The 14363-nt window shown below is 72.2% G+C and carries 12 protein-coding genes; 5 read left to right on the top strand and 7 right to left on the bottom strand.

Annotated elements, in window-relative coordinates; all coding sequences use genetic code 11:
• Positions 1-145 precede the first annotated feature (145 nt).
• The 6 genes from ACFHVL_RS26255 to ACFHVL_RS26280 form a co-directional block, all read right to left on the bottom strand.
• Positions 146-1015, bottom strand: coding sequence for a DUF559 domain-containing protein (locus ACFHVL_RS26255; protein ID WP_416631112.1), 870 nt, complete (start codon positions 1013-1015; stop codon positions 146-148).
• Positions 1016-1244: 229 nt separating this feature from the next.
• Positions 1245-2660 (bottom strand): DUF58 domain-containing protein, encoded by a 1416-nt coding sequence (locus tag ACFHVL_RS26260; RefSeq protein ID WP_416631135.1) that lies wholly within the window; start codon positions 2658-2660, stop codon positions 1245-1247.
• A gap of 98 nt (positions 2661-2758) precedes the next feature.
• Positions 2759-3760, bottom strand: coding sequence for an AAA family ATPase (locus tag ACFHVL_RS26265; protein WP_416631113.1), 1002 nt, complete (start codon positions 3758-3760; stop codon positions 2759-2761).
• Positions 3757-5172, bottom strand: a complete 1416-nt coding sequence (locus ACFHVL_RS26270) for a DUF4350 domain-containing protein (protein WP_416631114.1) — start codon at positions 5170-5172, stop codon at positions 3757-3759. Before ACFHVL_RS26270 ends, ACFHVL_RS26265 begins: the two co-directional genes overlap by 4 nt.
• Positions 5166-6047 carry a DUF4129 domain-containing protein gene (locus ACFHVL_RS26275; RefSeq protein ID WP_416631115.1) on the bottom strand — a complete coding sequence of 294 codons (882 nt, stop codon included), beginning with the start codon at positions 6045-6047 and terminating at the stop codon, positions 5166-5168. The genes ACFHVL_RS26270 and ACFHVL_RS26275 overlap by 7 nt, the downstream gene beginning before the upstream one ends.
• The gene (locus tag ACFHVL_RS26280) at positions 6044-6877 is read right to left on the bottom strand and encodes a hypothetical protein (RefSeq protein WP_416631116.1); all 834 of its coding nucleotides are present in this window, start codon (positions 6875-6877) and stop codon (positions 6044-6046) included. The genes ACFHVL_RS26275 and ACFHVL_RS26280 overlap by 4 nt, the downstream gene beginning before the upstream one ends.
• A 187-nt stretch (positions 6878-7064) precedes the next feature.
• On the opposite strand from ACFHVL_RS26280, the gene mtrA reads away from it, so the two are divergent.
• The 5 genes from mtrA (at position 7065) to hpf (ending at position 13084) form a co-directional block, all read left to right on the top strand.
• Complete coding sequence (mtrA, locus tag ACFHVL_RS26285; RefSeq protein WP_282223809.1) at positions 7065-7754, top strand: MtrAB system response regulator MtrA; 690 nt, start codon at positions 7065-7067, stop codon at positions 7752-7754.
• Positions 7755-7842: 88 nt separating this feature from the next.
• Positions 7843-9504 (top strand): MtrAB system histidine kinase MtrB, encoded by a 1662-nt coding sequence (mtrB, locus tag ACFHVL_RS26290; RefSeq protein ID WP_416631136.1) that lies wholly within the window; start codon positions 7843-7845, stop codon positions 9502-9504.
• Positions 9501-11321: an LpqB family beta-propeller domain-containing protein gene (locus ACFHVL_RS26295; RefSeq protein WP_416631117.1), complete on the top strand. Its 1821-nt coding sequence runs from the start codon at positions 9501-9503 to the stop codon at positions 11319-11321. The genes mtrB and ACFHVL_RS26295 overlap by 4 nt, the downstream gene beginning before the upstream one ends.
• A gap of 10 nt (positions 11322-11331) precedes the next feature.
• Positions 11332-12123, top strand: a complete 792-nt coding sequence (locus ACFHVL_RS26300) for a ComF family protein (RefSeq protein WP_416631118.1) — start codon at positions 11332-11334, stop codon at positions 12121-12123.
• 268 nt (positions 12124-12391) lie between these two features.
• Positions 12392-13084, top strand: a complete 693-nt coding sequence (gene hpf / locus ACFHVL_RS26305; protein WP_416631119.1) for a ribosome hibernation-promoting factor, HPF/YfiA family — start codon at positions 12392-12394, stop codon at positions 13082-13084.
• Here the strand turns inward: hpf and ACFHVL_RS26310 are convergent.
• Complete coding sequence (locus ACFHVL_RS26310) at positions 13045-14238, bottom strand: GNAT family N-acetyltransferase (RefSeq protein WP_416631120.1); 1194 nt, start codon at positions 14236-14238, stop codon at positions 13045-13047. The genes hpf and ACFHVL_RS26310 overlap by 40 nt on opposite strands.
• Positions 14239-14363: the final 125 nt, after the last annotated feature.

Below are 14363 nucleotides of genomic sequence, written 5' to 3' on the forward strand. Positions count from 1 at the left end.
GACCTACCCACCATTTTCACGCCTGCGCGGCGTCCTCCCCAAGGGGACCGGGTGACTTGCAGTTATCGAGAGGATTTGTCCGAGATGTCGATCGATAAGTGCAAGATCGTCGCGATCATGGAGGTGGAACTGGGGCGGGATGCTGCTAGCTGGAAAGTGCTTGGCGCAGCACTGCGACAACGCCCCGTGGGCGGCGGTAGATGTCGACGGCCGTGAAGTAGCGCATCCGCCAGCCCCGGGCAGCCAGCCAGTTGTGTCGCTCGCGATCGTGTCGGGCGCGCTCGGCGGTGAGATGAGACCGGCCGTCGTACTCGGCGCCGACCCGCGATTCCTCCCAGCCGAGATCGATCACGTACCGGGTGACGAACGGCCCGTCGAGAACCTTGATCTGCGTTTGCGGGCGCGGCAGGTCGCCATCGGTCACGATCAGCCGCAGTTGGCTCTCCTGCCGGCACTGCGCGCCCGCATCGACCCGGCGCAGCAGGTCACGCACCATCACCACGCCGGGCAGGCCGGAGTGCATCGCTACCTCAAGTACGAGGTCTTCGATGTCACATCCACCCAGTCGTACTGCGCCGTCGAGGGCCGGCAGAGCGTCCATCCGGGAAGACGTCCGCGCCAGGTCGACGGCCGTACGTGCGGGAGACGTACAGGCCACCCCGTCCACCAGGCAAGGCTCGGCCGGCAGGGCGGTCTCGTGGATGATCACGCCACGGAACCTGGGCCGCGCGACGCCGGCTGGCAACATCACGTGCACTCGGTCGTCCTTCGGCGCAACGACGAAGTCGCCGAAGCCGTGCAGGATCGCGGCGCTCTGCCGACAGATCAACGCGGTCGGCGGCAGCCGTGCCGACAGAGCCCGCAGGCGGGCGTACGGGAGTTGCCGCGCAACGGTCGCGGGCAGATACGTGTCGTTGAATGGTCGCCAGAGTTGGCCGCGGTCGAGAAGCCCTCGGATCTCGCCCTCGCCGAATCCGGTCGACCGGAGTGCGCGGTATCGTGCCACGTCATCCATCCGCGACACATTGCTGCCCAGGTGATTGCGTCGGCCGGTGCAGCGGGCCACCCTGTGGATTGACGGACTACCTGTGGATAACCCTGCCCTCCCACCCGACCGTGTGCATGCAGCCCCGGTCACCCCTCCATGATCGCGACGATCTTGCACTTATCGATGGACATCTTGGACAAATCCTCTCGATAACTGCAAGATCGTCGGGGAAGGGGGGCGCGATCATGGCCGGGGGTCAGAGGCGGCCGAGGAGTTTGAGGTGCAGGTAGAGGTCGGCGAGTCGACCGGCGAAGGTGGCCGGTGGCGCGTCGAGGACCAGCACCCCGTACCGGCTGAGCGCGTCGCGGACCCGGTCCCGTTCGCCAGCGGTACGCCAGGCGGCCGCGGCGGCGTACACGTCACCGACGTCTCGCGGCGGCTCGTCGATCAACGCGGTCAGCATCGGATCGTGTACCGACGCCACCACGACCTGATGTCGGGCGGCGAGCTGCGGTAGCACCGGCAGCAACCCGTCGCCGAGCGCGCCCGGCTCCAGCGCGGTGCAGAGCACCACCAGCGCCCGCTTGCTCTCCCGGCGCAGCACCTCGCCGACCACCAGCTCGTAGTCGGTCTCGGCGAGGGTCGGTAGCAGCGGAGCCAGCGCCCCGACCAGTCGGGGCATCAGCAACTGTCGACTGGCGCCGGACACCGCCGCCCGTACCGTCGAGTCGACGGCCAGCAGGTCCACCCGGTCACCGGCGCGGCTGGCCAGCGCCGCCAGCAGCAACGCGGCGTCGATCGTCACGTCCAGCCGTGGTGCGTCGCCGATCCGGACGGCCGAGGTCCGCCCGGTGTCGAGCACGCACACCACCCGCCGGTCCCGCTCGGGGCGCCAGGTCCGCACGAGTACGTCGGCCCGGCGGGCGCTCGCCCGCCAGTCGATCGACCGGACGTCGTCGCCGACGACGTACTCCCGCAGGTTGTCGAACTCGGTCCCCTGGCCACGGCCCCGGGCGGCCCGCATGCCGTCGATCACCCGCAACCGGGCCACCTTCTCCGGAAGCAACTGCCGGGAGTCGAACCGGGGGAGCACCCGCAGCGACCACGGCGGGGTCACCGGTCGTCCACGCCGCTGGCGGAACGCCAGCCCCAGCGGCCCGATCGAGCGTACGGTCACGTCGGCGGCGGCCCGGTCGCCGCGTCGGGTCGGGATCAGCCGGGCCGGCAACGCCACCGCCGAGCCGGGCGCCAGCCGTACCTGCCACACCGGGCCACCCTCGCGTTGGGGGGTGCCGGCGGCCGGGCGTGCCGACGAGCCAGCCGCCGGCGGATCGGCCGATTCGGCGCCCGGCGGGTCAGCGCCCGGCGGGTCAGCGGCCGGCGCGGCGACGGCCCCGGCGGACGGGGTCCACGCATCGCGTACCTGAGCCCGTAGCCGTCGCCGGGAATCGTTGCGCAGCCAAAGGGTGACCGTGGCGGAGGTGCCGAGCCAGCTGGTGCGATCTCCCTCGCGGCGCAGGGCCAGCCTGCCCAGCGGCGCCGCCAGCAGCAGATCGACCAGGGCCAGGCCGGCCACCGTCGAGGTCACGACGAGCAGACCGAGCCAGGGCGACGACCACCAGGGCAGGGTGAACGCCCCGAGACCGAGCAGCGCGGCCACCCGCCAGGTCACCACCGGTCCTGCGGCGTCGGGCCCCGCGGCACCGGGTCCCGGTCCGTCCGGCGGTGCGGCGTCCGCCCGGGCGGACGGCCCGGCCGCTACCCGGGCGGTCACCGCGGTGTCGGTACGGTGCCGAGCACCGCGTCGAGTACGCCGTCCGCGGTGACCCCTTCCAGTTCGGCCTCGGGCCGCAGCCGGACCCGGTGCCGCAGGGTCGCCCGGGTGACCGACTTGACGTCGTCGGGAGTCACGTAGTCGCGGCCGGCCAACCACCCCCAGGCCTTGGCGGTGTTCAGCAGCGCCGTCGTGCCCCGGGGCGAAGCGCCCAGCGACAGCGCCGGCGACATCCGGGTGGCCCGGCACAGGTCGACGATGTAGCCGAAGACTTCTTCGCTGACCCGCACCTGGCCTACTGCCCGTCGCGCCGCGGCGAGGTCTGCCGCGTTGGTGACCGGGCGTACCCCGGCGGCGGCCAGGTCGGACGGGTCGAAGCCCCGGTGGTGTGCGCGCAGCACGCCGAGCTCCTCCTCACGGCTCGGCAACGGCACGGCGAGTTTGAGGAGAAACCGGTCCAGCTGTGCCTCGGGCAGCGGGTAGGTGCCTTCGTACTCGATCGGGTTCTGGGTCGCGGCCACGACGAACGGCGTCGGCAGTGGCCGGGCCACCCCTTCGACCGACACCTGACGTTCCTCCATCACCTCCAGTAACGCCGACTGGGTCTTCGGCGGAGTCCGGTTGATCTCGTCGGCGAGCAGCAGATTGGTGAAGACCGGACCCTCCCGGAAGGTGAAGGCGGCGGTGCGCGGGTCGAAGATCAGCGAGCCGGTGACATCGCCGGGCATCAGGTCCGGGGTGAACTGCAGCCGCTTGGTGTCCAGGTCGAGTGCGGCGGCGAAGGCGCGTACCAGCAGCGTCTTCGCGACGCCGGGCACGCCTTCGAGCAGTACGTGACCCCGACAGAGCAGGGCGATCACGAGCCCGGTGACCACGGCGTCCTGACCGACCACGGCCCTGCCGATCTCGGTCCGCAACCGTCGGAGTGCCTCCCTGGCCTCGTCTTCGTCGGCCAGCGGGCCACTCGTCGCCGGACCGGCCGTGCTGGGTTGACTCACCGCTGCTCTCCTTCGCTGTCGGATGGTGCTCGGGGGGCCGGCGTACCGGGCCCGCGACTGCCGCCGGGCGCGGCCGGGCCCGGCGGCGCGGGTGGGCCGGGCGGCGCGGGTGGGCCGGGCGGCGGTCCGGCGACCTCGGCGCGCAACGCGGCCAGGCGTCGTCCCAGCTCCAGCAGGTCGGCGTCGGTGGTCGGGGGTGGACCGTACAACAGCGCGTCGATCGGCTCTCGCGGCCGGCCGGTGTGGCGGGCGACCGCGGCGACGACGTCGGCTGGGGAGGGTCGCCGGGTGAGTGCGAGCAGCGGGACCAGCCGGGCCAGCGCCGCGGTCCGCACGGCGTCGGCCGTCGGCTCGCGTCCCTTGACCCGGCGGTAGAGCCGGCCACGGCCGAGCACCGTCTCCGCCGCCGCGACGTGCACCGGGAGCGGCTCGGCCACCGGCGGCCCGAGCCGGCGGGACCGCCAGAACGCCAGGGCCAGCACCGCCAGCGTCAGCTGGACGAGCAGCGCCCAGAACCAGGCGGGGAAGGCGTCCAGCAGCGGGATTCCGGTGTCGCCGGCATCAGCCGTGGTCGGCCTACCAGGCGTCGGGGTCTGCCCGGGGCCGGCCTCGGGGCTCGCGTCCGCCGTGGCGGGTTCGAGCTCCGGCAGCCACGGCGCGGTCGCTTGTCCGGGTGGGGTCGGTGGGGTGTCCGGGTGGGCGAGGTCGAGCCACACTACCGTCGGACGGGTGCCGAGCAGACCAGTGGCGAAGTCCGCGTTGCGGTGCTCGGCGAAGCGTCCGTTGCGGAACGGGTCGCTCGCCCCGACCACCACCAGTTCGGTCTGTCCCCAGGTGAGTCGGGCCAGGCCGGCGTCGTAGCAGCGGTCCACCCGGTCCGGATCCACCCCGGTCGGCGCGACGTAGCGCTGCCGCAGCGTGGCGGCGGGTCCGGTGCGGGCCACCTCCGGCAGAGCGCATGGGCGTCCGTCGAGGTCGGGGCCGCTGGCCTTGGCCGCCCACCGTCGCACGCCCCGACCGATCGGCACCGGGTCGCCGTGCAGCAGCCGGGCCGGCGGGTCGACCATGACCACCCGGCTCCCGACCGGAAGCCGGGCGAGTACCTGCAGGTAGTCAGGGTGGACCAGGGTGGGAGCGGGGATGAACAGGGTGGTCGGGCCGTCCAGCGTCGCGCTGAGCGCCTCGGCGGTGCGGCGCGCGGTCCGTACGCTCAGGTTCTGGCCGCGTAGCGCGGCGGCGAGCCGACTCGCGCCGTCGGACGCGGTGTTGGTGGGGGACAGGAAGCCGGGCCGCGTCGGGTCCGGGTGCTCGAGCTGGTACGCGACGAGGGTCCCGGCGATCAGCGCCGCCGCGGCCACGAACGGGACGATGATCCGTAGCGGGCGCCACCGGCGGCGGACCCGCCTCACCATCGGGTGTCCTCCAGCCCGGCCGGGCGGGCGTCGGACATCGGGACGGCCCGCGGGGCGGCCAGCAGGCCGGGCGGATCGGCGGCTGGCCGATCGGCGGCTGGCCGATCGGTGGCTGGCCGGGCCTGATCCAGGGCAGTGCGTAGCTGACCGGCGAGTTCACGCATCCGGTCGTCGTGGCGGGGCAGGGCGGGGCGGCTGCCGTACCAGAGTTCGCTGAAGATGCTGCCGGCCTCGGCCAGGACTCCCCGGGTCGCGGGTGCCACCCGGGCGGTGGCGTTGGTGAACTCGGTGAGCGTCCAGCCACGCCGGTCGGTGACCACGCCCCGCTCAGTGGCCTCACGGATCATGGTGCGCAGCCGTTCCCGGATGGCCTCGGCGTACCGGCCCTGGGCGGCGAGCCGGTCCGCGAGGCCGGCCGGTGGGCCGAACGGCACGTCGTCGTGTGCCGGTCTCGGCCCGGTCGCCTCAGCGGGGTCCTGGCGCCGTCGGCGTCGGAGCAGACGGAGCAGGCCGAGGAGCCGACGCCACGCTGTGGGCAGCCAGTCCCGGGGGTCGGGTAGCGCTGCCCACCGGCGCGGCGCGGCCCGGCCGTCGCGGCGGCGCGGCCAGCGCCGGGACCATAGCTTGCGCAGCCAGCTGCGGGCGGCCCCGGTCAGCCGTGCCGCCTGGGACCGTGCCCAGCGCAGCAGCTGCGGCGAGCGGTGCCCGACGGCGAGCCAGTTCCGGCGGCGCGGCAACCAGCTCGGCCACGCGTACCAGCCGGCGGCCACCAGCGCGGCGGCACCGAGCAGTGCCAGCGCGGCCAGCGGCAGCGGCAGCCTGTCGCCGGCGACGGCGACGGCTTCGGTCCACCACCGGCTCAGTTCTCCGCTCACGTGCCGGCCACCAGGTGCTGGCCGCCCCGCTGGGCGTGGCTTCGGGCCCGCCGCAAACGTAGGTCGAGCCCTTCGGTGCGCATCCTGGTCTCGATGTGCAGTACGGCGTCGAGGCAGGCGAGTGTCGGGTAGACCACCGCGTTGAGGATGGTCCAGCCGGCGACGGCCACGACGCCCAACCAGGGTGCGCCGGACTCGGTCAGGTTCAGCGCGCCCAGTCCCAGCGCCGCCCGGATCGAGAAGAAGATCAGGTAGCCGAGGACGCGGATCAGGCCGGCGCGTAGTCCGGCCCGGACGGCGAGTGTCGAAGAACGGGCCAACGTGTGCCAGATCGGCACCCGGTCCAGGACCAGCGCCGGTACGGCGAGCCCGAGCATCGCGTACGCGACGAACCACACCGGCCCGGCCAACGCGGCGGTGAACATGATGCTCCCGGCCGCACCGGCGACCACCGCGACGGCGACGAACCTGCCGCCGCGGGGGTCGAGCAGTCGCCACGGGGAGAGCCGCTCGCCGAGAACGGCCGCGCCGACGGCTCTCGAGGTGAGCCCGCCCAGCAGCGCGATGACGGTCACCTCGATCGCTGCCCCGGCGGCCAGCAGCAGCCAGTAGAGGCCCAGCCGGTTCCAGGTGGGCAGGTACGCGGGCGGCACCGCGCCGGCGGCGTCCCGCAGCGGCAGCAGCAGCAGCTGTTCGGCGAGAGCGAGGAGGGCGCCGACGGTCAACAGGACCGGGGCATGGGCGCGCAGCAGCTCGACCGCGGCGTCGAGCGACTCGCCTGTGGTGAGCGGGCGCAGCGGCAGCACGTCGGGCGGGCCGGCGTGATCCACGGGACTCCTGATGACGATAGGGTCGACGGTACGTACAGGGCGCCAGCGTCCCATCGTGGCACGCAGCGCGGCCCGCACCACGGCAGGGCGCAGTGTCGTCCGAAATGTTACGGACTCGCCTGACCTGGGGTGATCTACCGGCGGTGGCGGTCCCCCACGGGGCGAAGCGGGATGGAATATTGGTCACATGAGAGCCCGAGTGCTGGTTGTCGACGACGATCCCGCCCTGGCGGAGATGATGGGTATCGTGCTGCGCAGCGAGGGCTTCCTGCCGTCGTTCGTCGCAGACGGTGAGCGGGCGCTTGCCGCTTTCCGGGAGAACCGACCCGACATCGTTCTGCTGGACCTGATGCTGCCGGGGATGAGCGGGATCGACGTGTGCCGGGCGATCCGCTCGGAGTCCGGCATTCCGATCGTGATGTTGACCGCGAAGAGCGACACCGTCGATGTCGTTCTCGGCCTGGAGTCCGGTGCCGACGACTACGTGGTCAAGCCGTTCAAACCCAAGGAACTGGTGGCCAGGATGCGGGCCCGGCTGCGGCGCGGCGAGGACGTGGCACCCGAGCTGCTCACCATCGGTCCGCCCGGCAACCAGATCACCATCGACGTGCCGGCGCACACCGTCAGCCGCGACGGCGAGGAGGTCAAGCTGACCCCGCTGGAGTTCGACCTGCTGGTCGCGCTGGCCCGCAAGCCCCGCCAGGTGTTCACCCGTGAGGTGCTGCTGGAGCAGGTATGGGGCTACCGGCACGCGGCCGACACCCGGCTGGTGAACGTGCACGTGCAGCGCCTGCGCGCCAAGATCGAGCCGGATCCCGAGCGACCCGAAATCATCCTCACCGTTCGGGGCGTGGGCTACAAGGCAGGCACCGGCTAGCCTGGGACGCACTGTGACTGGCCAACTCCGCGTCACCGCGTCCCTCTTGTTGACCCGCGTCAGTGGTGCCCTGCGCCCGGCGCGGGACATGCTGCTGGCCCGGTGCAGGCCGGTGGCCCTGGCAGTCAACCGGATGTGGCGTCGGTCACTGCAGCTGCGGGTGGTCACCATCACGCTGGTCGCGTCCGGGCTGCTGGTCGGCGGCTTCGCCTACATGGTCGCCTCGCAGAGCACGAACATTCTGCTGGACCGGGCCAGGGAGGACGTCCAGCGGCGGCTGGAGCACGGCCGCGACTACGCCGCCGAGCAGATGAGCGTGCACCCGCAGCACTTCGATCCGCAGGTCCGATTCACGATCGAGCAGACGGTGAGCACCCTGGCCGGCGGCGATCCGGATCAGATCGGCGGTGTCGTGGTGGTGATGACCGCGAGCAGCTATCCGCTGCTGCAGACGGCGACCTCGCCGTTGACGGTCGACGTCACCGGCATGATCACGCCGGAGCTCGCGGAGCAGGTGGGTTCCGGCGCTCAGGCACAGCAGATCCGCAGCGGCGACTTGGGCGAAGGACGGCTGAAGTACCTGGTCTACGGCTCACCGGTGCCCACCCGGTTCGGCCAGGTGGAGCTCTACTACCTCGTCCCGCTGACCACCCAGGACCAGGCCGCGAACCAGATCCGGGCCACCGTGCTCATCACCGGGCTGGCCCTGTTGATGCTGCTGGGCCTGCTCGCGGCGCTGGTCACCCGCCTGGTGGTGACCCCGGTACGGGTGGCGGCGCGCACCGCGCAGCGGCTCTCCGCCGGTCTGCTCGATCAGCGGATGGTCGTCGACGGCGAGGACGACCTCGCCATGCTGGCCGCCTCGTTCAACCAGATGGCGTCCAACCTGCAACGCCAGATCACCCGGCTGGAGGAGATGTCGCGGCTGCAGCGTCGGTTCACCTCCGACGTGTCACACGAGCTGCGTACGCCGCTGACCACCGTACGGATGGCGGCCGACCTGATCTTCACGGAGCGCGACGGGTTCGACCCCGCCGTCGCCCGCAGCGCAGAGCTGCTGCAGGCCGAGCTGGACCGGTTCGAGAGCCTGCTCACCGACCTGCTGGAGATCAGCCGCTTCGATGCCGGCTTCGCGGTGCTCGACGCCGAGCCGACCGACCTGGTGCCGGTGGTTCGGCGGGTGGCCGACCGACTCGACGGGCTGGCCGATCGGCTGGGGGTACGCATCGATCTGCGGCTGCCCGACACCCCGGTGATCGCCGAGGTGGACCCGCGCCGGGTCGAACGGGTGCTGCGAAACCTGCTCGGCAACGCGGTGGAGCACGGCGAAGGGCAGCCGGTGGTGGTGACGCTCGGGACGGACGACTCGGCGATCGCGGTGACCGTGCGCGACCACGGGGTGGGTCTGCGCGCCGGGGAGGAGAAGTTGGTGTTCAACCGCTTCTGGCGGGCGGATCCGTCCCGGGCACGCCAGACCGGCGGGACCGGCCTCGGTCTGTCGATCAGCGTGGAGGATGCTCGGCTGCACGGTGGCTGGCTGGAGGCGTGGGGTGCCCCGGGGGAGGGCGCCCAGTTCCGGCTCACTCTGCCGGCCCGGGCCGGCGACCGGCTGAACTCGTCGCCGCTGCGGCTGGTCCCCAACGACCGGGTTCCGGGTGACGGGGCGTGCGACGACCGGGTTCCGGCCGCGCGATCGGGCACCGACGGCACGCCGGCCGAGGACGTCGCGCCGGCTGGGGCGACGTCGTGAACCGCTGGATCCGTCGGCTGCTCGCCGCCCCCGCGCTCGCCGCCGTGCTGCTCGCCGGCTGCGGCATCCCGGAGTACACCGAGGTCCGGGTCGACGGGCAGGGACCAGCGCCGGGTCTGCCCAGCGGCGGCAGCGGGCTGCAGACCCCGGCGTCGCGGCTCGACGAACGCAACAACACCGAGGCGTTCGTCTCCGACTTCCTGCAGGCCGCCGCAGTGGAGGCGGAGCGTGCGGTGGAGCAGGTCCGCGAGTTCGTCGCGCCGACCGACCGGGCGGATGTCCGGGATCCCAATCCCGAGGTGGTGCTGACCGTGGTGCGGCTACGGGAGCGTCCGCAGATCACCCGGGCGGAGGCCGGTGTGGAGGAGGTGGCGCTCAACGTACAGCAGATCGGGCAGCTGCGTCCGAACGGCGCGTTGGAGCCGATGCCCGCCCAGGAACCGGAATTCACCGAGTACACCTTCCAGGTCGGTTCGGTCACCGGCGAGCAGGGCAAGTTCATTCTCAACCCGCCACCGGCGCTGCTGCTCAGCGAGGACGCCCTGAACGCCTTCTATACGCAGCGCACCATCTACTTCTGGGACACCAGCCAACAGGCGCTGGTGCCCGACCTGCGGTACCTGCCGGGCGCGGTGCCGGTGGAACGCCAGCGCACCGTCCTGCTGGAGGCACTGATCAGCGGCCCGTCGAGTTGGATCGCGTCGACGGTGCAGGCGCTGCCCAGCGGCACCCGGTCCGGCGGCAACGTGCCGGACACCGGTGACCGGCTCAAGGTCACGTTGATCTCGGACGCTGCGGCCCTGGCCGACCAGCGTCAGCTCGACCGCTTGGCGGCGCAGCTGATGTGGTCGTTGTGGCCGGAGTTCGACAACGACCTGGAGCTGACCATCCAGGGCCAGAGCCCGCAGATCTACCGGGGCGCGGAGCTGCTCGCGATGAACGGTGCCCAGACTCTGCAGGAGACACCTGAACGGTTCACCGTCTACCAGGGCCGGGTGCACCGGCTGAGCAGCTCGGCCCGGTCCGGTGAGGCGATCCCGGTGCTCACCGACGAGGTCAACCAGGATGTGGTAACCGCCGGTTTCACCCGGGCCGGTGGCAGTACGTATGCGGCGTTGGCGGTCCAGGGCGAGGACGGCCAGCGGCTGGTGGTCGGGGGATCGACCGGGGCTGGGACCAGCTTCCACACCAGCACCGAGTCGTTCGACGACATCGGTCGACCGGGCTGGCTGAAGGCGCCGGGCGACTTCGGGCTGGTGGTGGCCGACGGCCGCCTGTACTCCTTCCGGGTGGGCAGTGGCACGGTGGAGCCGTTGACGCTGCCCGGCGTCACCGGAGTGGTGCGGTCGGTCGGTGTGGCACCGGACGGGCACCGGATCGCACTGGTCATCGATGATCGGTTGTACGTCGCCGCCCTCGGCCGGGGCGAGCGGGTCGAAGTGCTGCCGCCCCGGCGGGTCCCCACCTCGTTGACCGAGATCACCCAGGTCGACTGGGTGGCCGAGACCCTGCTGGTGGTCGCCGGCACGAACCCGGACGGCCGGGTCGCCATCCACGACATGACGGTGGACGGGGCGATCGAGACCCCCTCGTTGCGCGACCTCGGCAACGCGAGCGTGACCCATCTCGCCGGCTACCCGGCCAACCCGGTCAGCGGCGGCGCGGTCGGGGCCCGGATGTACGTCGCCAACGGCATCCCGTACGACCTGTTCGAGCCCAGCGAGCAGATTCGGCTGGAGGAGGTGGAAGGGGTCGATCCGGCTGCGACAGCGGACGACCCGGCCGCCGTCGCGACCGCGCCGTTCTTCCTCTACTGACCCGCCCGCGATGCTGGTCGACCTGTGGGCGGCACTGGCCGATCTCGTGCTGCCGACCGAGTGCGCGGGTTGTCGGCGAACTGACGGCCGGCTGCGGTTCGGCGTGTGCGTCGGGTGCGTCGACGAGGTGCGGCAGCTGCGACCCCGGGCGGTACGGCCGGACCCCGCCCCGGCCGGGCTGCCGGACTGTGTGGCGCTCGGCGCGTACGCCGGGGTGCTGCGGGAGTTGCTGCTGGCGTACAAGGAGCGGGGACGGCACGGGCTCGCCCGGCCGTTGGGTCGGTTGCTGGCCGCGACGGTGGCCGCCGCGGTCGATCCGCGACAGCCGGTGCTGCTGGTGCCGGTGCCGTCCACCGCGGCGGCGGTCCGGGAGCGGCACGGCGATCATCTGCGGCGGCTGACCCGGCACGCGGTGACCGCGTTACGCGCCGATGGATGGCGGGCCGCGACGGCCCGGCCGCTGCGTGCGCTGCCTCGGCCGGATTCGGCCGGGCTGGACAGCGCTGGCCGGATGGCGTCGGCCGAGGCGGGGTTCGCACCCCGGCGGGTCGGGTTCGACGTCGCCCGGCGGCGGGTCGGGTTCGACGTCGCCCGGCGGCGGGTCGGGTTCGACGTCGCCCGGCGCCGGGTCGAAGTTGACGCCGCGGGTCGACGTGATTCCCTACCCAAGGTCATCGTCGTCGACGACATCGTCACCACCGGTGCCACATTGGCCGCCGTCGAGCGGCTGCTCGCTGCGGAAGGGCTCGCCGTCCACACTGCGGTCGTGCTCGCGGCGACACGGCGCCGTGACGGTGCGTGAGTGGCGATCCTGGTCCTTTGCCAGGTTTTGTGCCTGATTCGGGAATCTTCGCGGACCGGTCTAGCCGGAACTGGTGACGCGCCGCCGTCGGCGCGTTAGCGTGGGCCTATCGGGGGTATGACCGGAGGTTGAACAGCCACCGGAGGCGTCCCGGAGGGAGGTGCGAACCGTACCCGACCGGTCGATGCCGACCACTCGTGGGTATGTCGACCGGTCCTGAATTCATCGGCATGCCAATCGGTCGTTAGCTTGCTTCAGGAGGTCACGCGTGGACATCGTGGTGAAAGGCCGCAACGTCGAGGTTCCCGAGCACTACCGGGCCCATGTTGCTGAGAAGTTGGCCAAGGTCGAACGGTACGACCACAAGCTGATCCGCGTCGACGTCGAGTTGTTCCACGAGCGCAACCCCCGGCAGTCGGACCACTGCCAGCGGGTGGAACTCACCTGTGTCTCACGGGGCCCGATCATCCGCGCGGAAGCGTGCGCGAAGGACTTCTACAGCGCCCTGGACGCCGCCATCAGCAAGTTGGACACCCGGCTGCGCCGGGCCGCCGATCGCCGCCGGGTGCACCGGGGCCGGCACGCGCCGGTGTCGGTCGCCGAGGCGACCGCCGGGCTGCCCACCGCCGGTCTCGTCGGGTTCACCCCGCTGCCGCCCGCCCAGCCGACCGAATCGACCGCGGCTTCGGTCGCGGTGCTCGACCGCGACGCCGCTGCGGACGCACACCACGATTCGCACGACTACGACGACGAGTACGACGACCAGCCCTGGCATCTCGTCCGGGAGAAGGAACACCCGGGCGACCCGATGACCGTCGACGACGCGCTGTTCCAGATGGAACTGATCGGACATGACTTCTACCTGTTCCACGACAAGGAATCAGGCCGCCCGAGCGTCGTCTACCGGCGAAAAGGCTACGACTACGGCCTGATCGCGTTGGCCGAGCCGATCGCCGCCTGACCTGACCCGTCGTCGGCGGGGCCGGCCGGCAGCAGGGCGTACTGGACGTCGTCGATCCGGGTACCGTCCGGTCCGGGTAGCCGGCCCCGCAGCAGGCCTTCCCGCGTGAATCCCGCGCGTTCCAGCACCCGCTGCGAGCTGGTGTTCCCGGGCAGCGTGCCGGCGATCAGCCGGGCGATGGTGGTGTTGTCGAACGCCCAGCGGGCCAGCAGCCGGACCGCCCGGACGGTGTAGCCACGGCCCCGCCACTGCGGCAGCATCGAGTAGCCGATCATCGCCTGGCCGATCTCCGGCTCCTGGTGGTAGAGCCCGAGCCGGCCGGTGGGTGTCCCGGTCGCCGCGTCGCAGATGACCAGGTCGGCCCGGCGGCCGAGGAGCCACTTCCCGGGTGCCAGGGCGCACTGGGTCTCGATGCCGCCGCGGGTCGGGGTCACCGGCGGGACGCTGGTCGCCACCACGTCGGGCAGCGACTGCAGGCGGTACGCGAATTCGGCGTCGTCGGGGCCGAGCGGGCGTAGCAGGACCACGCCGTCGGTGAGCGCGCCGCCGGGCAGGTCGGGCAGGGCACGCGGGGTCGGGCCGGCGGGGTCACCGGCCAGCCGGGCCCAGACCACGAGGTCGTCGCGGGGCGCCGCACCGTCGGCCGGTCCAGGGCCGCCAGCGGTGGCGGAACCCAGTGCGGCTCCTCGGCGTACCCCCTCATGGGTGAAGCCGGCGGCGACGGCGACCCGCTGGCTGGCGATGTTGGCCCCGTCGGTGAGCAGTTCGACGCGGTCGAAGCCGTTGCGCAGCGCGTGGCCGGTGGCCGCGACGGTGGCTGCGGTCGCCGCCCCCCGGCCACGGGCCCGGGGCACCATCCAGTAGCCGATCTCGATCTGGCGCCGCTCGGGGACCGCGCGGCTCAGCCCGACGCAACCGAGCAGTTCGTCGTTGTCCGGGTCGGCGATCGCCCAGGCTGCGCCGCCGGCGTCCCACGCGGCGGTGGATCCTTCGGTGATCCAGTGCAGCGCGTCGGCGACCGTGTACGGCTGTGGCATGCCGGGTACGAAGCGTTGGGTCAGCGGATCGTTGCAGGCTTCGGCGACGGCCGGGGCGTCGTCGGGCAGGAGCAGCCGTAGTCGGATGCCGCCTTCGGTGATCTCGACGGGTTCCACCGGCCCATCCTGACGCAGCTTTCGCGCAGGGCATAACGGTTATGCTGGGCCGGCGCGCCAACAATGTCCGCTTTGCCGCGACTTCCCGGATCTGAAGCCGGCTGCGACTGCCGTCACGCCGATTG

Origin of the sequence: Micromonospora sp. LOL_023 (assembly GCF_048060115.1) — a bacterium.
GTDB lineage: Bacteria > Actinomycetota > Actinomycetes > Mycobacteriales > Micromonosporaceae > Micromonospora_E.